This window comes from Massilia sp. NBRC 108631 (genome assembly GCF_059704565.1).
The window spans coordinates 251,405-269,549 of the sequence record NZ_BAAKJE010000066.1 but is presented as its reverse complement, the minus strand read 5'-3'; the positions used below and the strand labels follow the sequence as shown (position 1 = coordinate 269,549).

Below are 18,145 nucleotides of genomic sequence, written 5' to 3'. Positions count from 1 at the left end.
AATTTCAACCGGGAAATGCGCAGTTTGCCATAAAAGCAATAGTATAAATATATTTCGAGCAATAAAAAAGGCAGCCGAAGCTGCCTTTTTGGCGTCTGCTGACCGAGCTTATTGCTTGGCGCGCAGTTTGGCGATGGCGGCCAGTTGGCCGATCGCGGCGGCCAGCTCGGCTTGCGCTTTCGCGTAGTCGATGCTGCCGGTGTTGTTGGCCAGCGCTTCTTCCGCCAGTTTCTTGGCGGCCGAGGCTTTGGCTTCATCCAGGTCTGCACCACGGATCGCGGTGTCAGCCAGTACCGTGACGGCGTTCGGCTGCACTTCCAGCAGGCCGCCGGCGACGAAGACGAACTCTTCTTCAGCCTTGCCCGCTACCTTGATGCGTACCGCGCCTGGACGAATACGGGTGATCAGCGGGGTGTGCTTGGGGTAGATACCCAGCTCGCCCTGCTCGCCCGGCAACGCGACGAATTCGGCTTCGCCCGAGAAGATCTGCTCTTCCGCGGAAACCACGTCTACGTGTATGGTATTTGCCATGTGTGTCCTATCGGGATATGACGGCCCCGCCTTGCGGCGGGGCCGAAGCAAACTCAGCGATTAGTTGAGTTTTTTGGCTTTTTCGATTGCTTCTTCGATCGTGCCGACCATGTAGAACGCCTGTTCCGGCAGGTGGTCCAGTTCGCCCGAAGCGATCATCTTGAAGCCCTTGATCGTGTCTTTCAGCGAAACGTATTTACCTGGCGAACCGGTGAACACTTCAGCGACGTGGAACGGCTGCGACAGGAAACGCTGCATCTTACGAGCGCGTGCCACCAGCAGCTTGTCTTCCGGCGCCAGTTCGTCCATGCCCAGAATCGCGATAATGTCGCGCAGTTCCTTGTAGCGCTGCAGGGTGCCCTGTACGGCACGCGCGGTGTCGTAGTGGTCCTGGCCCACGACCAGCGGGTCCAGCTGGCGCGAGGTCGAGTCCAGCGGGTCCACCGCAGGGTAGATACCCAGCGAGGCGATGTCACGCGACAGAACCACGGTCGAATCCAGGTGGCCGAAGGTGGTCGCTGGCGACGGGTCGGTCAAGTCATCCGCTGGAACGTACACGGCCTGGATCGAGGTGATCGAACCGGTCTTGGTGGACGTAATACGCTCTTGCAGGCGGCCCATTTCTTCGGCCAGGGTAGGCTGGTAGCCCACTGCGGAAGGCATACGGCCCAGCAGTGCGGATACTTCGGTACCGGCCAGGGTGAAGCGGTAGATGTTGTCCACGAAGAACAGAACGTCTTTGCCTTCGTCACGGAACGCTTCGGCCATGGTCAGACCGGTCAGCGCGACGCGCAGACGGTTGCCTGGTGGTTCATTCATCTGACCATACACCATCGCGACTTTGGAATTTTCCGGGTTTTCCAGATCCACCACTTTCGCATCGGCCATCTCGTGGTAGAAGTCGTTACCTTCGCGGGTACGCTCGCCCACGCCGGCGAACACGGACAGACCCGAGTGCGCTTTGGCGATGTTGTTGATCAGTTCCATCATGTTCACGGTCTTGCCCACACCTGCACCGCCGAACAGACCGACTTTACCGCCTTTGGCGAACGGGCACACCAGGTCGATCACCTTGATGCCGGTTTCCAGCAGGTCTTGCGATGGCGACAGTTCGTCGTACGCAGGGGCCGTGCGGTGGATCGAAGCGATCTGGTCGTGCGCAACTGGACCGCATTCGTCGATCGGGTTGCCCAGCACGTCCATGATGCGGCCCAGCGTGGCTTTACCCACGGGAACCATGATTGGTTTGCCGGTGTTCTGGATCATCATGCCGCGGCGCAGGCCGTCGGACGAACCCAGAGCAATGGTACGGACCACGCCGTCGCCCAGCTGTTGTTGTACTTCCAGGGTCAGCTCGGAGCCTTCCATTTTCAAGGCATCAAATACCTTAGGCATCGCGTTGCGTGGAAACTCAACGTCCACCACAGCGCCGATACACTGAACGATTTTGCCATCAGCCATGTTCGTTCCTTCAAATATAGTTAAATTCGTTTAAACCGCAGCCGCACCGGCAACGATTTCGGAGAGTTCTTTGGTAATCGCAGCCTGACGCGTCTTGTTATAGATCAGCTTCAGTTCACCGATGACGCTACCTGCGTTGTCGCTGGCGGCTTTCATCGCCACCATGCGGGCCGATTGCTCGGACGCCAGGTTTTCCGCCACCGCCTGGTATACCAGCGCTTCAATGTAGCGCTCCAGCAGTTCGTCAATCACGGTCGCTGCATCCGGCTCGTAGATGTAGTCCCACTTGAGGCTACCCTTGTCGGCCGTGATGTTGTCCGCCGTCAGCGGCAGCAGCTGCTGCACTTGCGGCTCTTGCTTCATCGTGTTGATGAACTTGGTATAGCACAGGTACACTGCGTCGAGTTTGCCTTCCGTGAACTTCTCGAGCATGACCTTCACAGGCCCGATCAGTTTCTCCAGATGCGGCGTGTCGCCGATCTGCGTTGCTTGCGCAACAACAGGGACGCCTACCCGATTCAAGAACCCCAAACCTTTGTTACCGATGGCTACCGCTTCAACCTTGACGCCGGCCGTTTCCAGCTCGCGCGTTTTCGCCGTCACCATGCGCAGCACGTTGGTGTTCAGGCCACCGCACAGACCCTTGTCGGTCGTGACGATGATGAAACCCACTGCCTTCGCTTCGGTTCCCTGGGCTTGCGCCAGGAACGGGTGCGTGTATTCAGGGTTGGCGGTCGCCAGATTAGCGGCGATATTACGAACCTTGTCACTGTAGGGACGGGCGGCGCGCATGCGATCCTGCGCCTTGCGCATTTTCGATGCGGCGACCATTTCCATCGCCTTGGTGATCTTTTTCGTATTCTCTACGCTTTTGATCTTGCCACGTATCTCTTTGCCTACTGCCATGAGTCCTTACTCCTTCTGCGCTGAAGGCGGCCCGGGGTCGCAACCCCGGCCGCCGTGCCGCTTAAAATGCGCCGGATTTCTTGAAATCAGCAATGGCGGCCGACAGGGCGGCTTCGCCGTCTTTGTCCAGTTGCTTGGTTTCTTCGATCTTGGCCAGCAGAGCAGCTTGCTTGGTCTTCAGGTAGGCGTGCAGGCCGGCTTCGAATGGCAGTACTTTCTTCACTGCCACGTCGTCCAGGAAGCCCTTGTTCACTGCGAACAGCGATGCGCCCATCAGGGAAATCGACAGCGGCGAGTACTGCGCCTGCTTCAGCAGTTCGGTCACGCGTGCGCCGCGGTCCAGCTGTTTGCGGGTCGATTCGTCCAGGTCGGAAGCGAACTGCGCGAACGCAGCCAGTTCACGGTACTGCGCCAAGTCGGTACGGATACCGCCGGACAGGTTTTTGATGACCTTGGTCTGGGCCGCGCCACCAACGCGCGATACCGAGATACCCGCGTTAATCGCAGGACGGATACCGGAGTTGAACAGCGAGGTTTCCAGGAAGATCTGGCCGTCGGTAATCGAAATCACGTTGGTTGGCACGAACGCCGAAACGTCGCCAGCCTGGGTTTCGATGATAGGCAGTGCGGTCAGCGAGCCGGTCTTGCCTTTGACTTCACCCTTGGTGAAGGCTTCGACGTAGTCGGCGTTCACGCGTGCTGCGCGTTCCAGCAGGCGGCTGTGCAGGTAGAACACGTCGCCTGGGTACGCTTCGCGGCCTGGTGGGCGGCGCAGCAGCAGGGAGATCTGACGGTAGGCAACTGCTTGCTTCGACAGGTCATCGTACACGATCAGGGCGTCTTCGCCGCGGTCGCGGAAGTATTCGCCCATGGTGCAGCCGGAGTAGGCCGAGATGTACTGCATCGCTGCCGATTCCGACGCGGTGGCAGCCACGACAATGGTGTACTCCATCGCGCCGTGCGTTTCCAGCGAGCGCACGATGTTCTTGATGGTGGAAGCTTTCTGGCCGATTGCAACGTAGATGCAAGTCATGCCCTGGCCTTTTTGGTTGATGATCGCATCAACCGCCACCGCCGACTTACCAGTCTGGCGGTCGCCAATGATCAGCTCACGCTGGCCACGGCCAATCGGTACCATCGCGTCGATCGACTTCAGGCCGGTCTGCATAGGCTGCGACACGGACTCACGGGCGATCACGCCCGGTGCGATCTTCTCGATAGGCGAGGTCAGCTTGGCTTCGACCGGACCTTTGCCGTCGATCGGCTGGCCCAGGGCGTTGACCACGCGGCCGCGCAGTTCAGGACCGACTGGCACTTCCAGGATGCGGCCGGTGCACTTGACGGTGTCGCCTTCCGAGATGTGCTCGTAAGCACCCAGGATCACGGCGCCGACCGAGTCGCGCTCCAGGTTCATCGCCAGGCCGAAAGTATTGCCTGGGAATTCCAGCATCTCGCCTTGCATTACGTCCGACAGACCGTGGATGCGGCAGATACCGTCGGCTACGGAAATAACCGTGCCTTGATTGCGCACTTCAGCGCCGCCATCAATGCCTTGGATCCGGCTCTTGATCAGCTCGCTGATTTCAGATGGGTTGAGTTGCATACTAACTCCTAAATGTAGTTCTCTCCGCTTGCGCGAGGGTATATTTGGTCTGCCGTAGCGGCCAGCGGGTCTTAAGCGACCAGCGCGACGCGCATCTGCTGCAGCCTGGCGCGGACCGAAGTGTCGAGCACTTCGTCACCGACGACCACGCGCACGCCACCGATCAACGATGGGTCTACGGTCACGCTCGGGTTGATCTTGCGGCTGAATTTCTTTTCCAGCGTGGCAACCAGCTCGGCAACCTGGGCGGCGCTCATGTCGAACGCGCTCGTGATCTCGGCATCCGCCGCACCTTCCGCGCTGTTTTTCAACAGCTGGAATTGGGCGCCGATCTCCGGCAGCAATTCGATACGATTGTTGGCGACCAGCATGCCGAGGAAGTTATTGGCTTCCGCGTTCAGCGGCGATTTCACCAGAGACTGAATGGTGGCGATGACATCGCTTTCCGAAACTTTCGGATTGCGGGCATAGTCCAGCACATCGGCGTTGCCGCCGATCTGGGCCAGTTCGGACACCAGATCGGACCACTGCGCGAGGTTGCCGGCTTGGGCTACGCGGAAGAGGGCTTCCGCGTAGGGACGGGCGACGGTTGCGAGTTCAGCCATGATTACAGCTCAGTCGCGAGGCGGGCCAGCAGGTCGGCGTGGGCCGACGCGGTGACTTCACGCTTCAAGATCTGCTCGGCACCTTTGACCGCCAGGTCGGCCACCTGGGCGCGCAGAGCTTCGCGGGCCTGGGTAACTTGCTGTTCGGCTTCAGCTTTGGCTTGCGCAATGATGCGGTCCGCTTCGGCTTTGGCGTTGGCCTTGATTTCTTCAGCCACCAGTTGCGCACGCTTCTCGGCGTCCGCGACGCGCTGGGCAGCTTCGTCGCGGGCGGAGGTCAGGGCTTCGGAAGCACGCTTTTCAGCGATTTCCATCGAAGCCTTGCCCTGGTCGGCCGCAGCCAGACCATCGGCGATACGCTTGGCACGCTCGTCCAGCGTGGAATTCAACGCTGGGAAAACGAATTTCATCGAGAACCAAACGAGCACCGCGAAGGTGATCATCTGGCCGATGAGCGACATATTAATGTCCATACCTTGCTCCTAAAAAGTTTCCCCGGTTGGAGCGGTGATTACTGCGCTACAGCGGCGGTCAGGGCGGTCAGGAACGGGTTGTTGAACGTGAACAGCAGAGCAACACCAACGCCGATCATGGAGATCGCGTCCAGCAGACCGGCGATAACGAACAGTTTGGTTTGCAGTTGTGGCATCAGTTCTGGTTGACGTGCCGAAGCTTCCAGGAACTTGCCACCCAGGATAGCGAAGCCGAGTGCGGTACCGATGGCGCCCAGGCCAATGATGATTGCTACGGCCAGAACGGTCATGCTTTGTACTTGTGCGATCAGAGCTTGCATTAGATTTCTCCTAAATTTAAAAAAAACGAAAGATACTTCAAAAACTAAAAATAAAGTTGCTGATTAATGCTTCTCAACCGCGAGGGAGAGGTACACAACCGTCAACGCCATAAACACAAAAGCTTGCAGAGTTACAATCAGGATGTGGAAGATTGCCCATGGACCACCCAACAGCCACTGCGCCCACCAAGGCAACAACGCGATCAGAATGAAAATCAGCTCGCCGGCGTACATGTTGCCGAACAGTCGCAGCGACAGCGAAATTGGTTTGGCCAGCAGTTCCAGCATCTGGAAGATGAAGTTGACCGGCGCCAGGAAGATGGCGGCGATGCCGTGCGCGTGGAACGGGGCGGTAAACAGTTCCTTACCCCAGCCGCCGACGCCCTTGGCCTTGATCGAGAAGCCGATAATGCACAGCAGCACGCCGATCGACATGCCGAAGGTGTGGTTCACGTCGGCCGTCGGCACCACGCGCAGCTTGTAGACGCCGAAGAATTCCAGCACTTTCGGCAGCAGGTCAACCGGCAGGAAGTCCATCGCGTTCATCAGCCATACCCAGACGAAAATGGTGATGGCCAGCGGCGCGATGACGGCGCTCTTGGCGTGGAAAGCGGAATTGACGGTGTCGTTGACCAGTTCCATGATCCATTCGACGAAATTCTGCAGCTTGCCCGGCACGCCGGGGGTGGCGCGGCGCGCAGCCATGGCGAACACGCCGATAAACACCAGGCCCAGAATGGCCGAAACCCAGAACGTGTCCAGGTTGATGGTGGCGTCCGCATTTTTCAGGTGCGACAAGTGGTGCTGAATGTACTCTGTGGCGTTAGCCGGGGCCGCGTGGCCCCCGTGTTCAGTGGTCATAATGTTTGCCAGATATTGTTAATTAAACTGCTAGCAGCGCGAACCAGTAAGCCAGGGTCGCTACCGCGAAACCTATGATCAGCCATAACCATGCGGCCGACGAGAACAGTACCAGCGCCGCAATGAACAGCGCTGCCGTTATGAAAACTTTAACCATCTCGGCGCGGAAATGCGTCCGGAATGCTTTCTTGGCGTCATTCGTTTCGCCCGCGACAATCATCGCGTACACCAGGCTCCCGATGACTGCGATCGCTCCGCCTAAAGCGGCAGACCAGCCTCTCTCAACGCTGCCGAAATATGCGGTGGCGGCGGAAAAAAACGTGGCGATTGTGAACTGCAAGGCAACTACTTTAAACACCGGAGAGGCAATGCGCTGAAAAAAATCACTCACTTGCCGGGTTCCCAGAGAAAGCGTATACACCTAAAGACACGGGATTATATTAGGAATTGCTTAGTTTGGTCAAACATGGTGCGCCGCAACATGGCTGTTTGGGCAAGAAAGATACGGTTTTGCACCGCTTTTAGAGTAGATGCACCAAGATAGCGCACGGTGTGCGCGCTATCATAGTGTCAACGTTGCCACGACTTCTGGTTACCGGCTTGTAACTTAGCCGCGCAAGCGTGTCAGCAATCCGTCCAGCACATCCAGGTCGGCAAAATCGATCACCATCTGGCCGCGGCCCTTGGCGCCCATCTTGAACACCACTGGCGTGGCCAGCAGGTCGGCCAGTTCTTCCTCCAGGCGCAGGATGTCGCCGGACTTGTCTTTTTGCTTGCGCTGGGCCTGCTCGGATTGCTCCTCCTGCGCGCGCTGCACCAGCTTTTCCGTTTCGCGCACCGATAGGCGTTTCGCCACAACAACGTTAGCCAGGGCGATCTGGGTGGCGGCATCGACCGCCAGCAGGGCGCGGGCATGGCCCATGTCGATGTCGCCGGCCATCAGCATGGTCTGCACCGGCGCCGCCAGGTTGATCAGCCTTAACAGATTGGACACGGCGCTGCGCGAGCGGCCGACGGCCGTGGCCGCCTGCTCGTGGGTGAAATCGAAGTCGGTGATCAGGCGCTGGATGCCCTGCGCCTCTTCCAGCGGATTCAGGTCCTCGCGCTGGATGTTCTCGATCAGCGCCATGGCGGCGGCGGTCTTGTCGTCCACCTCGCGCACCAGGACCGGCACGTTTTCCAGGCCGGCCAGCTGCGCCGCGCGGAAACGGCGTTCTCCGGCGATGATTTCATATTTGACCACACTGCCCTTGGCCGGCGCGATCGGCCGCACCAGGATGGGCTGCATGATGCCCTGGGTCTTGATGGAGGCGGCCAGCTCGGCCAGCCCACCCTCGTCCATGCGCGTGCGCGGCTGGTACTTGCCGGCTTGCATCTGTGCCACGGCCAGCTCGGTCGGCGCGCTGCCGTTCGCCGCCGGGTTGGATGGATCGCCGTCGCCGCCCAACAGGGCGTCTAGGCCGCGACCCAGGCCTTTCAGTTTCTTGGTTGCCATAGTTTTATCCTGTTACATCTTCTTGATGCGCTTGACCATCTCGGCGCCGAAGGCGATGTACGCCTGCGCGCCCTTGGAGGCGGGATCGAAGGTCACGCCCGGCATGCCGTAGGACGGCGCTTCGGCCAGGCGCACGTTGCGCGGAATGATGGTCTTGAAGACCTTGTCGCCGAAGTGCTGCTCCAGCTGCGCCGACACCTGCTGCGACAGCGTCATGCGCGGATCGAACATCACGCGCAGCAGGCCGATGATCTTCAAGTCCGGGTTCAGGTTGGCGTGCACCTTCTTGATGGTGTTGACCAGGTCGGACAAGCCTTCCAGCGCGTAGTACTCGCACTGCATCGGGATGATCACGCCGTGCGCGGCGCACAGGCCGTTCAGCGTCAGCATCGACAGCGCCGGCGGGCAGTCGATCAGGATGAAGTCGTATTCCTTGTCGACCGCGGCCAGCGCATCCTTCAGGCGGCGCTCGCGGTTGTCCAGTTCCACCATCTCCACTTCGGCGCCGGCCAGCTCGCGGTTGGACGGCAGCACGTCGAAGCGCCCGGCTTCCGAACGCTGGCGCGCCGTGGCCACGTCCGACTGGCCCAGCAGCACTTCATAGGTCGATGCCGCAAGGCCGGCCTTGTTGATGCCCGCGCCCATGGTGGCGTTGCCCTGCGGGTCCAGGTCCACCAGCAGCACGCGCTGGTTCAGTTTGGCCAGTCCGGCGGAGAGGTTGACCGTGGTGGTGGTCTTGCCCACGCCGCCCTTTTGATTCGCTACACAAAAAATTTTGGCCATGTACTTTTCTTATTCGCTATATCGTTTATTCGGTATAAATCGTTTATATGGTTTATTTCGTTTATACGGTATAAATGATTTATACCGTTTATATCGTTACTGTCTGGCGATGAAAACTAGGTGGCGCTCCGCCGCCAGTCCCGGCACTTTCAAAGCCTGCAGCCGCTCCACCTTCCACGGCTCCGGCAGGCGCTCGCGCTCGTCCTGTGGCGCTGTGCCTTTCAGGGCGATAAAGCGGCCGCCTTCGGCCAGCAGGTGCCCGGACCAGTTCACGAAGTCGCTCAGGTCGGCGAAGGCGCGCGACGTGATCACGTCGAACGGCTGCTTGACCTCCAGTTCCTGCACCTTCTTGGTGTACACGGTCACGTTGGCCAGGCCCAGCTCCGCCTTCACCTGCGTCAGGAAGGCGGTTTTCTTGTGCACGGTGTCGATCATGGACAGCTTCATGTCCGGCTTCGAGATCGCCAGCACCACGCCCGGCAGCCCGCCGCCCGCGCCCACGTCCAGCACGTTCTGCGCCCCCTGGAAGGCCGGCACGGCGGCCAGCGAGTCCAGCAAATGCAGCGTCATCATCTGCATCGGATCGCGCACCGAGGTCAGGTTGTAGACGCTATTCCACTTGTTCAGCAGCGCCAGGTAATCCAGCAGCTGCTCCTGCTGCGCGGCGGACAGCTCCAAACCCAGTTCCGCCACGCCCTTGTTCAACACTTCGGCCAAAGCTGCACGGTCGAATACCTTCATTGCACTGCCTCATCTTTCAAATTCACGAAACCGCCGAAACCGGTCTTTTTCAGGTGCACCAGCAGCAGCGAAATCGCCGCCGGGGTCACGCCGGAGATGCGCGAGGCCTGGCCCAGGGTCTCCGGGCGCTGCGCGTTCAGCTTCTGGCGCACTTCCACCGACAGCGCGGTGATGTCCAGGTAGTTGAAACCTTCCGGCAGTTTCAGGTTCTCGTAGTGCTCGTGGCGCTCCACTTCCTTGCTCTGGCGGTCGATATAGCCCGAATATTTGAGCTGGATTTCCACCTGTTCCTGTACCGCCGCATCGTCCACGCCGGGGCCGGCCAGGGCCTGCCCTTCCATGCCGGACATGGTCATCAGCTTATCGTAGGCCACGCCCGGACGGCGCAGCAGGTCGGCCAGCGAGTACTCGCGTTCGATGGCCTGGCCAATCACGCGTTCGGACTCGTCCGCCGCCAGGATGCGCGGGTTCACCCACGTGGAACGCAGGCGCTCCAGCTCCCTGGCCACGGCTTCGCGCTTGCGGTCGAAGGCTTCCCACTGGGCGTCGCCGACCACGCCCAGCTTGCGGCCGATCTCGGTCAAACGCATGTCCGCGTTGTCTTCGCGCAGGCTCAAGCGGTACTCGGCACGGCTGGTAAACATGCGGTACGGCTCCTGCACGCCCTGTGTCACCAGGTCGTCCACCAGCACGCCCAGGTAGGCTTCCGAGCGCGCCGGGGTCCAGGCGTCCTTGCCCTGGGTCTGCAGCGCGGCGTTGATGCCGGCCAGCATGCCCTGCGCGGCCGCCTCTTCGTAGCCGGTGGTGCCGTTGATCTGGCCGGCGAAATACAGGCCGCCCACGGCCTTGGTTTCCAGCGACGCCTTCAGGCCGCGCGGGTCGAAATAATCGTATTCGATGGCGTAGCCGGGGCGCAGGATGTGGGCGTTTTCCATGCCTTTCATCGAACGCACCAGCTCGATCTGCACGTCGAACGGCAGGCTGGTGGAGATGCCGTTCGGGTAGAACTCGTTAGTGGTCAAGCCTTCCGGCTCCAGGAAAATCTGGTGCGATTCCTTGGACGAGAAGCGGTGAATCTTGTCCTCGATGGATGGGCAATAGCGCGGGCCGACCCCCTCGATGACGCCGGTATACATCGGGCTACGGTCCAGGCCGGCGCGGATGATGTCGTGCGTTTTGGTGTTGGTGTGCGTCACCCAGCACGGCATCTGGCGCGGGTGCATGGTGGTGTTGCCCATGACGGAAAACACCGGCACCGGGTCCAGGTCGCCCGGCTGTTCGGTCATGGCCGACAGGTCGATGCTGCGGCCGTCGATGCGCGGCGGGGTGCCGGTTTTCAGGCGGCCCTGCGGCAGCTTCAGCTCCTTCAGGCGGGCCGACAGCGAGATCGCGGGCGGGTCGCCGGCGCGGCCGGCCGAGTAGTTCTGCAGGCCGACGTGGATCTTACCGTCGAGGAAAGTGCCGGCCGTCAGCACCACGGCAGGCGCCAGGAACTTCAGGCCGATCTGGGTGACGGCGCCGACCACACGGTCGCCCTCCACCATCAGGTCGTCCACGGCCTGCTGGAACAGCCACAGATTGGGCTGGTTTTCCAGGCGCGAGCGGATCGCCTGCTTGTACAGGATGCGGTCGGCCTGGGCGCGGGTGGCGCGCACGGCGGGACCTTTGGAGGAATTCAGGATGCGGAACTGGATGCCTGCCTCATCGGTGGCGATCGCCATGGCGCCGCCCATCGCGTCGACTTCCTTGACCAGGTGGCCTTTGCCGATACCGCCGATGGAAGGGTTGCACGACATCTGGCCCAGCGTCTCGATGTTGTGCGTCAGCAGGAGCGTCTTCTGGCCCATGCGGGCAGAAGCAAGGGCCGCCTCGGTGCCGGCGTGACCGCCGCCAACGACGATGACGTCGAATTGGGTAGGAAATAACATTTTTGGTATTGGGGTGAATGCGAGGAATGAGATCAGATTATAGAGTCTTTTTGCTGCTGCGACTTTTTTAGGCAGAAATATCGCCATGAAATTTCTGATTGTTCCACGTGGAACACTGCGATTGGCCAGGCCCGGACGTAAAAAAGGGCGCCGAAGCGCCCTCATCCACTGTTCCACGTGAAACAATCACTTCAGGAACGCGTCGTACCCGGTCTTGAAGATCAGTATCGTCACCACCACCAGGAAAAGGCGGCGCACAAAGCCGCTGCCATGTTTCAGCGCCAGCTTGGTGCCGAGGATGGAGCCGCACACCTGGCACACGGCCATCATCAGGCCCAGCTGCCACAGCAGGTGCCCGCTGTAGCCGAACCACACCAGCGCCGCAAAATTGCAGGCCACGTTGACCACCTTCGCCACGGCGGACGCCGCCAGGAAGTCGAAGCCGAAAAAGCGCACGAACAGGAACACCAGGAAGCTGCCGGTGCCGGGGCCGAAGAAGCCGTCGTAGAAGCCGATCAGCGCGCCGATCACCACCGCCCAGGCCTGCTCGCGGAAACCCGTGTGCAACGGCGCATGCACGCTGCCCAGATCCTTCTTGCAGAACGTGTAGACAGCCACGGCGATCAGCACCACCGGCAGCAGGCTGCGCATGAAGTCGGGCGGAATCTTGGTGACGGTGTAGGCGCCCAGGAAGGCGAAGATCAGCGCGGCCGCCGAGGCCGGCGCAGCGGTGGACCAGGCGATGCGCACCCGGCGCGCATAATTGACGGCGGCAGCGGCGGTGCCGAAGATGGAGGCCAGCTTGTTCGTTCCCAGCAAGGTGGCCGGTGCCGTGGTGGGAAATACCGAGAACACTGCCGGGATCTGTATCAGCCCGCCCCCGCCCACCACCGCATCGACCAAGCCCGCCGCGAACGCCGCCACACCCAACACCAGATAATCAACCATAACGCCCCACTGAACACCGCCTGCACGGAAACAACCAAGCCCATCATTGTACGGAAGAAACAGCCCCCCTGCCGAGCTGAGCCGCATTACCCCCGATCCGGGGTCAGACCCCGAAGTGGGGCGAATGCGGCTCAGCTCGCCAGGTTTTGGTGTAAGCTGGAATGCCAACATTCCACGCCAGCTACTAGCCGACCTCGCCATGAATGACTTCCCTGCTTTCGCTTTCAGCACCGTTGCCCACATCGTTTCTGAACTGGGCGCGGCCCGGAAACTGGGGGAGCATGTGCGCTCCCGCTTCCCGTCGGCGCAGCGCGCGCTGCTGGTGACCGATCCCGGCTTCCTGAAAACCGGACTGGTGCAGGCGCCGGCCGACAGCCTGGCGGCGGCAGGGTTCCACGTGAAAATCTATTCGGACGTGGTGGCCGACCCGCCGGAGCACATCGTGCTGGCTGCCGTGGCTGCCGCGCGCGAGCATGGCGCGGACGTGGTCATCGGCCTCGGCGGCGGCAGCTCAATGGACGTGGCCAAGCTGATTGCCGTGCTGGCGGCAAGCGAGCAGCCGCTGTCGGCGATCTACGGCATCGGCAACGTGAAGGGCGCGCGCCTGCCGCTGGTGCAGATTCCCACCACCGCCGGCACCGGCTCCGAAGTCACCAACATCGCCATCGTGACCACCGGCGAAACCACCAAGATGGGCGTGGTGGCGCCGCAACTGTATGCGGACCTGGCCATCCTGGACGCCGAGCTGACCATGGGCTTGCCGCCCATGGTGACCGCGGCCACCGGCATCGACGCCATGGTGCATGCGATCGAGGCCTACACCAGCCGTCATAAAAAGAATCCGCTGTCGGACATGCTGGCGCGCCAGGCGCTGGGGCTGCTGTCGCGCAATCTGATCCCGGCCTGCGAGAACGGCAGGAACCTGGCCGCGCGCCAGGCCATGCTGCTGGGCGCCATGCTGGCGGGGCAGGCCTTCTCCAACGCGCCGGTGGCAGCGGTGCACGCGCTGGCGTATCCGATCGGCGGCATTTTCCACGTGCCGCACGGCCTGTCGAACTCGCTGGTGCTGCCGCACGTGCTGCGCTTTAACGCGCCGGCGGCGGCGCCGCTGTATGCCGAGCTGGCCGGCATCGTGGTGCCGCATGCGGCGGGATCGGTGGAGGCGAGGGCGGAAGCGCTGGTTGTTGCAATGCAGCAGATCGCTGTGATGTCGGGGATAGAGCGCACGCTGCAGCAGGTCGGCATCGCGGAAAGCGACCTGGACCGGCTGGCCGACGACGCCATGCTGCAGACACGTTTGCTGGGCAATAACCCGCGCGAACTGACCCGCGCCGACGCGCGCGCCATCTACGCCGCAGCATTGTGATGCCTTGTGGTTTACTGTCGCCAATCGCCCCCCACCTGCGTTCGCAGGCGAGAGGCGGCCGGCAGGCTTAGTTGGGCACGTCCACCGTGGTGCTGGTGGCGGTGATGGCGTTGGCGCCGGCCGAGGCGGCAATTGGCGGCAGGTTGGCGACCGTGATCGGCACCGCGTTGCTGGCGCGCGTGGTGGTGCGCACCAGCTGCGAGGGCGGCAGCGGCGCACCGGCCGGGTTGCGCAGGTTGGCGTACACCGCGTCCAGTGCGCGGAACAGGTACACGTGCAGCGGCACCACCGCCGTCGGCAGCGCATTGCTGAACGAGTCGAAGTGGTTGGCGTTGGTCACCTCGATGTAGCGCAGCTTGCTGGCACTGCCCTCCACGCTGGCGTTCAGGCCCAGGTAGGCACGCGCCGCATGGTTGACCGGAATCAGCGCGTCGCTGCGGCCGGACACGATGATGGCCGGCTTGCCCTTCAGGTTGCCGCTTGCCAGCACTTCGCCGATGCCGGCTTTCACCCGGGCGCTCTGCTCGGCCAGCGTGCCGCTGAGCGCGGCGCCGGTGACCGGATTCGTCCCCGTGGCCAGCGAACGCAGGCACAGGAAGCCGTCCAGCGACTGGTCGGCCGCATTGGTCGACGGCGACACGCCCAGGTTGTAGGCCTTGGCGCCCCCTACCGAGTTTTCATAGATCACGCTGCCGATGATGCCGTTCTGGCTGGCGAAGCTGGACGCCTTGACGGCGGCCGCCATCGGCGCCGGCGCGCCGCTGGCGTCCACGCCGGCGAAGCTGAAGCCGCATACCTTGTCGAGCACGCTGAACTTGCCGTAGGCGTAGGCGTAGGTCACGGCCACCAGGATGTTGGTGCCGGCGTGGGCCGCCTGCAGCACTTCGGCCTCCGGCGTCCAGCCGTAAGCCTTCAGGCGCGCGCGGGCGTCGTTCTGCTGCTCGGCCAGGCTGCTGCCGGTCAGCAGGCCCTTGGCGGCCAGCGCGCTGCAGCGCCCGCCAGCGGCCACTTCGGCCAGGCAAGGCTGGTACAGCGCGGCAAAGGTCGAGTAGTCGAACAGCGGCTTGCCCTGGGAAGGCACAGAAGCGCCGCCAAGGCGCACGGAGTAGCCGGTGGCTGTCCTGGGCTGGATTTGCGGCTCGGTGGCCGCCACGGCGCTGATAAGGCCCTTGGTGTCCTGCTCTGCAGCAAGCAGGGCCGCGCCGGCGCCGTTGGAGATGCTGGAGGCGATCGCCACGCTGTTCTTCGGCGTCAGCCGCACCAGATGGCTTTTGCCGTCGGCCGCCAGCTGGCCATAGCGTTCGTTCAGCACGTAGTAGGCGAACTCCACCGCCTGCAGCGTGAGCTTGCCCCAATCCTTTTCCGGGTTCAGCTGCGAGTGCGCATGCTTGAAGGCGACCCGGCCAGGGTTGGCGGCGGCGAACGCGGTGCGCTCGGCCTCGCTGATGGCCGGCGCAAAGTTGGCGTTCTTGCCGGCCGCGGCGCGGGTGGCGCGCTGGCCGTTCTGCAGGTTCACGCTGTCGTCCTCAATGGTGTAGAGACCAGTCCCGCTGCCCTTGTCGGCGTAGGCCACGGCGCAGTTGTTCTTCAGGCCCCACTCCCCTGCGCTGCCGATGGCGCCGTAGATGCCGCGCGAGCCGCTGGAGGTGCCGGTGACGATGCAGGGGTTGACCGGGTCAAAGGTGGCCGGCACCTGCACCAGCAGGGTCACGTTCTGCTTGCCGGTGCCGTCGTCCGCATAGGCCACGTATTCGGTGCCCGCCACCTTGCCCTCGCCGCTGCCGGCCACGCCGGCCGCGTTCACGTTGGGGCCGTACATGGTGCCGTAGCCGCTGTTGGCGTTAATGTCGAGCACGGCGCGGTAGTTGGCATAGATGGCGTTGCGGCGCAGTTCGGCGGCGGTCGGCTTGAGCGGGTCGGCATACGCAGGCGCGGCGGCGGCGGCCAGGCCGGTGCGGCCCAGGCCCGCCGTCAGCAAGTCGTCCGAATTGCCGTCGTAGCTGGTGCTGGTGACCGTGCCCAGGTAGGACGGCAGCACGTTCAGTTCTTCCGGCGCGTTGTTGCTGTCGCCGCAGGAAGCGAGGGTGGCCACGGCGGCGGCCATTGCGGTGAGCCTGGCCATGCGGATGTTGTTCTTGTTCATGTCTCCTCCATGCTTGCAGTTGGTTGTGGTGGTTGTGTTGGTTGTAAATAAGAAGTGAAAAAAAACGCCGGACGAGTCCGGCGTTCTTGCTTGTTCAGGCTGGCTTCTTGTGACCGAAGCGCGCCACCATCTCCCCTATTATTCCGCGCCGGAACAGCAGCACGCAGGCCACGAAGATCAGGCCGGTGACCATGCTGACCGCTTCGCCCAGCGTGTTGAACCACTCCACGCCGGTCAGGCTGGCGAGCAAGGTGCCGATGTCGCCCAGCTTGTTCTCCAGCAGGATGATGATGACGGCGCCCAGCATCGGGCCGGCCAGCGTGCCCATCCCGCCCACCAGCGTCATCAGGATCACCAGGCCGGACATGGTCCAGTGCACGTCGGTCAGGGTTTCAAAGCCCAGCACCACGGTCTTGGTGGCGCCGGCCAGGCCGGCCAGCGCGGCCGACAGCACGAAGGCCATCAGCTTGTACTTGTCGACGTCGTAGCCCAGCGAGATGGCGCGCGGCTCGTTCTCCTTGATGGCTTTGAGCACCTGGCCGAACGGCGAATGCACGGTGCGCACGATCAGCGCGAAACCGGCCACGCAGATGGCCAGCACGATGAAGTACAGCACGGTGTCGTTGGCCAACTCGACCGTGCCCAGCAGTTTTCCACGTGGAACGCCCTGCAGGCCGTCCTCGCCGCCGGTGAACGGGGCGCGCAGCGCGCCGAAGTACACCATCTGCGCCAGCGCCAGCGTGATCATCGAGAAATAGATGCCCTGGCGGCGGATCGCCAGGCCGCCCATCACCAGGCCGATCAGCGCGGCGGCCGCCACGCCGGCCAGCAGGCCCAGCTCGAACGGCCAGCCCAGGTCGCGCAGCACGTAGCCGGCCACGTAGCCGGCGCCGCCGAAGAAGGCCGCGTGGCCGAAGGACAGCAGGCCGGTAAAGCCGATCAGCAGGTTGAAGGCGCAAGCGAACAGCGAGAAGCACAGCAGCTTCATCAGGAATACCGGATAGCCGACGAAGGGTGCGGCCAGCGCGATGGCAAAAGCGATGGCATAGCCTATGTTTTTATTCATGGATGCTTCCTCTTATTTCTCTTTGCCGAACAGGCCGGCGGGACGCAGCAGCAGCACGATGACCATCACCACGAACACCACCACGGACGATCCCTCCGGATAGAGCACGCGGGTCAGGCCCTCGATCACGCCCAGCGCCAGGCCGGTCAGGATGGAGCCCATGATGGAACCCATGCCGCCGATCACCACCACCGCGAACACCACGATGATCAGGTTGGAGCCCATCAGCGGCGAAACCTGGATGATGGGCGCGGCCAGCACGCCGGCGAAGCCCGCCAGCGCCACGCCGAAGCCGTAGGTCAGGGTGACCATCAGCGGCACGTTGATGCCGAACGCTTCCACCAGCTTGGGATTCTCGGTGCCGGCGCGCAGGTAGGAGCCGAGCTTGGTTTTCTCGATCACGTACCAGGTCAGCAGGCAGACCGCGAGCGAGGCCGCCACCACGAAGGCGCGGTAATTGGGCAGGAACATGAAGCCGAGGTCGGTGGCCCCCTGCAGCAGCGCCGGCGTCTCGAACGGCTGGCCGGACACGCCGTAGAAGGAGCGGAACACGCCCTCCACCACCAGCGTGATGCCGAAGGTGAGCAGCAGGCCGTACAGGTGGTCCAGCTTGTAGAGCCAGCGCAGCATGGTCTTTTCTATGACGATGCCGAACAGCCCGACCACGATGGGAGCCAGCGCCAGCATGGCCCAGTAGTTCAGGCCGAAATACGTCATGCCCATCCAGGCCAGGAAAGCGCCCATCATGTACAGCGCGCCGTGGGAGAAATTGATGACGTTCAGCAGGCCGAAGATCACGGCCAGGCCGAGCGACAGCATGGCATAAAAGGAACCGTTGACGAGTCCCAGCAACAGCTGGCTCATCCACGCGGACAGGGGGATATCGGTTATAGCCATGGCTCGCGAGATAAAAAA

At 62.4% G+C, this 18,145-nt stretch carries 18 protein-coding genes; 1 reads left to right on the top strand and 17 read right to left on the bottom strand.

What is annotated here, in order from left to right:
- Nucleotides 1-108: 108 nt before the first annotated feature.
- The 14 genes from AC6H42_RS08435 to AC6H42_RS08370 all read right to left on the bottom strand — a co-directional run bounded on the left by AC6H42_RS08435 (nucleotide 109) and on the right by AC6H42_RS08370 (nucleotide 12,655).
- Nucleotides 109-531 (bottom strand): F0F1 ATP synthase subunit epsilon, encoded by a 423-nt coding sequence (locus AC6H42_RS08435; RefSeq protein ID WP_057154294.1) that lies wholly within the window; start codon nucleotides 529-531, stop codon nucleotides 109-111.
- A 60-nt stretch (nucleotides 532-591) separates the two neighbouring features.
- The gene (gene atpD / locus AC6H42_RS08430) at nucleotides 592-1,992 is read right to left on the bottom strand and encodes a F0F1 ATP synthase subunit beta (RefSeq protein WP_025595448.1); all 1,401 of its coding nucleotides are present in this window, start codon (nucleotides 1,990-1,992) and stop codon (nucleotides 592-594) included.
- Nucleotides 1,993-2,022: 30 nt separating this feature from the next.
- Nucleotides 2,023-2,898, bottom strand: coding sequence for a F0F1 ATP synthase subunit gamma (gene atpG / locus AC6H42_RS08425; RefSeq protein WP_057154293.1), 876 nt, complete (start codon nucleotides 2,896-2,898; stop codon nucleotides 2,023-2,025).
- 61 nt (nucleotides 2,899-2,959) lie between these two features.
- Entirely contained in the window at nucleotides 2,960-4,501 is a 1,542-nt protein-coding gene (gene atpA, locus AC6H42_RS08420) for a F0F1 ATP synthase subunit alpha (protein WP_057154292.1), read from the bottom strand.
- Between the two features lie 71 nt (nucleotides 4,502-4,572).
- Entirely contained in the window at nucleotides 4,573-5,106 is a 534-nt protein-coding gene (locus AC6H42_RS08415) for a F0F1 ATP synthase subunit delta (RefSeq protein WP_057154291.1), read from the bottom strand.
- A gap of 2 nt (nucleotides 5,107-5,108) precedes the next feature.
- Nucleotides 5,109-5,579, bottom strand: coding sequence for a F0F1 ATP synthase subunit B (locus AC6H42_RS08410; RefSeq protein WP_057154290.1), 471 nt, complete (start codon nucleotides 5,577-5,579; stop codon nucleotides 5,109-5,111).
- Nucleotides 5,580-5,617: 38 nt separating this feature from the next.
- Nucleotides 5,618-5,899: a F0F1 ATP synthase subunit C gene (gene atpE, locus AC6H42_RS08405; RefSeq protein WP_057154289.1), complete on the bottom strand. Its 282-nt coding sequence runs from the start codon at nucleotides 5,897-5,899 to the stop codon at nucleotides 5,618-5,620.
- A gap of 63 nt (nucleotides 5,900-5,962) precedes the next feature.
- The gene (gene atpB, locus AC6H42_RS08400; protein WP_057154288.1) at nucleotides 5,963-6,760 is read right to left on the bottom strand and encodes a F0F1 ATP synthase subunit A; all 798 of its coding nucleotides are present in this window, start codon (nucleotides 6,758-6,760) and stop codon (nucleotides 5,963-5,965) included.
- Nucleotides 6,761-6,782: 22 nt separating this feature from the next.
- Entirely contained in the window at nucleotides 6,783-7,151 is a 369-nt protein-coding gene (locus AC6H42_RS08395) for an ATP synthase subunit I (RefSeq protein WP_057154287.1), read from the bottom strand.
- A gap of 216 nt (nucleotides 7,152-7,367) precedes the next feature.
- A complete protein-coding gene (locus tag AC6H42_RS08390; protein WP_497547817.1) occupies nucleotides 7,368-8,255 on the bottom strand; it encodes a ParB/RepB/Spo0J family partition protein in 888 nt (295 codons plus the stop codon).
- Between the two features lie 12 nt (nucleotides 8,256-8,267).
- Nucleotides 8,268-9,038, bottom strand: a complete 771-nt coding sequence (locus AC6H42_RS08385) for a ParA family protein (protein ID WP_057154285.1) — start codon at nucleotides 9,036-9,038, stop codon at nucleotides 8,268-8,270.
- A 96-nt stretch (nucleotides 9,039-9,134) separates the two neighbouring features.
- A complete protein-coding gene (gene rsmG / locus AC6H42_RS08380) occupies nucleotides 9,135-9,779 on the bottom strand; it encodes a 16S rRNA (guanine(527)-N(7))-methyltransferase RsmG (RefSeq protein WP_057154284.1) in 645 nt (214 codons plus the stop codon).
- Nucleotides 9,776-11,707, bottom strand: coding sequence for a tRNA uridine-5-carboxymethylaminomethyl(34) synthesis enzyme MnmG (gene mnmG, locus AC6H42_RS08375; protein WP_497547816.1), 1,932 nt, complete (start codon nucleotides 11,705-11,707; stop codon nucleotides 9,776-9,778). Before mnmG ends, rsmG begins: the two co-directional genes overlap by 4 nt.
- A 186-nt stretch (nucleotides 11,708-11,893) precedes the next feature.
- A complete protein-coding gene (locus AC6H42_RS08370) occupies nucleotides 11,894-12,655 on the bottom strand; it encodes a TSUP family transporter (protein ID WP_497547815.1) in 762 nt (253 codons plus the stop codon).
- Nucleotides 12,656-12,854: 199 nt separating this feature from the next.
- Between AC6H42_RS08370 and AC6H42_RS08365 the strand changes: the two genes are divergently transcribed.
- Nucleotides 12,855-14,021: an iron-containing alcohol dehydrogenase gene (locus tag AC6H42_RS08365; RefSeq protein WP_057154281.1), complete on the top strand. Its 1,167-nt coding sequence runs from the start codon at nucleotides 12,855-12,857 to the stop codon at nucleotides 14,019-14,021.
- Between the two features lie 67 nt (nucleotides 14,022-14,088).
- On the opposite strand, the gene AC6H42_RS08360 is transcribed toward AC6H42_RS08365, so the two are convergent.
- The 3 genes from AC6H42_RS08360 to AC6H42_RS08350 all read right to left on the bottom strand — a co-directional run bounded on the left by AC6H42_RS08360 (nucleotide 14,089) and on the right by AC6H42_RS08350 (nucleotide 18,127).
- Nucleotides 14,089-16,164 (bottom strand): 3-hydroxybutyrate oligomer hydrolase family protein, encoded by a 2,076-nt coding sequence (locus tag AC6H42_RS08360; RefSeq protein WP_497547814.1) that lies wholly within the window; start codon nucleotides 16,162-16,164, stop codon nucleotides 14,089-14,091.
- Nucleotides 16,165-16,258: 94 nt separating this feature from the next.
- On the bottom strand, nucleotides 16,259-17,230 hold the full coding sequence (locus AC6H42_RS08355) for a branched-chain amino acid ABC transporter permease (RefSeq protein WP_057154279.1): 972 nt from the start codon (nucleotides 17,228-17,230) through the stop codon (nucleotides 16,259-16,261).
- 12 nt (nucleotides 17,231-17,242) lie between these two features.
- A complete protein-coding gene (locus AC6H42_RS08350) occupies nucleotides 17,243-18,127 on the bottom strand; it encodes a branched-chain amino acid ABC transporter permease (protein WP_057154278.1) in 885 nt (294 codons plus the stop codon).
- Nucleotides 18,128-18,145 lie beyond the last annotated feature (18 nt).

Coding starts and splice junctions, on each gene's coding strand:
- AC6H42_RS08355 (WP_057154279.1), bottom strand. CDS start 17,230: ATGAATAAAAACATAGGCTATGCCATCGCTTTTGCCATCGCGCTGGCC.
- atpG (WP_057154293.1), bottom strand. CDS start 2,898: ATGGCAGTAGGCAAAGAGATACGTGGCAAGATCAAAAGCGTAGAGAAT.
- mnmG (WP_497547816.1), bottom strand. CDS start 11,707: ATGTTATTTCCTACCCAATTCGACGTCATCGTCGTTGGCGGCGGTCAC.
- AC6H42_RS08350 (WP_057154278.1), bottom strand. CDS start 18,127: ATGGCTATAACCGATATCCCCCTGTCCGCGTGGATGAGCCAGCTGTTG.
- rsmG (WP_057154284.1), bottom strand. CDS start 9,779: ATGAAGGTATTCGACCGTGCAGCTTTGGCCGAAGTGTTGAACAAGGGC.
- AC6H42_RS08385 (WP_057154285.1), bottom strand. CDS start 9,038: ATGGCCAAAATTTTTTGTGTAGCGAATCAAAAGGGCGGCGTGGGCAAG.
- atpD (WP_025595448.1), bottom strand. CDS start 1,992: ATGGCTGATGGCAAAATCGTTCAGTGTATCGGCGCTGTGGTGGACGTT.
- atpB (WP_057154288.1), bottom strand. CDS start 6,760: ATGACCACTGAACACGGGGGCCACGCGGCCCCGGCTAACGCCACAGAG.
- AC6H42_RS08370 (WP_497547815.1), bottom strand. CDS start 12,655: ATGGTTGATTATCTGGTGTTGGGTGTGGCGGCGTTCGCGGCGGGCTTG.
- AC6H42_RS08390 (WP_497547817.1), bottom strand. CDS start 8,255: ATGGCAACCAAGAAACTGAAAGGCCTGGGTCGCGGCCTAGACGCCCTG.
- AC6H42_RS08360 (WP_497547814.1), bottom strand. CDS start 16,164: ATGAACAAGAACAACATCCGCATGGCCAGGCTCACCGCAATGGCCGCC.
- AC6H42_RS08365 (WP_057154281.1), top strand. CDS start 12,855: ATGAATGACTTCCCTGCTTTCGCTTTCAGCACCGTTGCCCACATCGTT.
- AC6H42_RS08415 (WP_057154291.1), bottom strand. CDS start 5,106: ATGGCTGAACTCGCAACCGTCGCCCGTCCCTACGCGGAAGCCCTCTTC.
- atpE (WP_057154289.1), bottom strand. CDS start 5,899: ATGCAAGCTCTGATCGCACAAGTACAAAGCATGACCGTTCTGGCCGTA.
- AC6H42_RS08410 (WP_057154290.1), bottom strand. CDS start 5,579: ATGGACATTAATATGTCGCTCATCGGCCAGATGATCACCTTCGCGGTG.
- atpA (WP_057154292.1), bottom strand. CDS start 4,501: ATGCAACTCAACCCATCTGAAATCAGCGAGCTGATCAAGAGCCGGATC.
- AC6H42_RS08435 (WP_057154294.1), bottom strand. CDS start 531: ATGGCAAATACCATACACGTAGACGTGGTTTCCGCGGAAGAGCAGATC.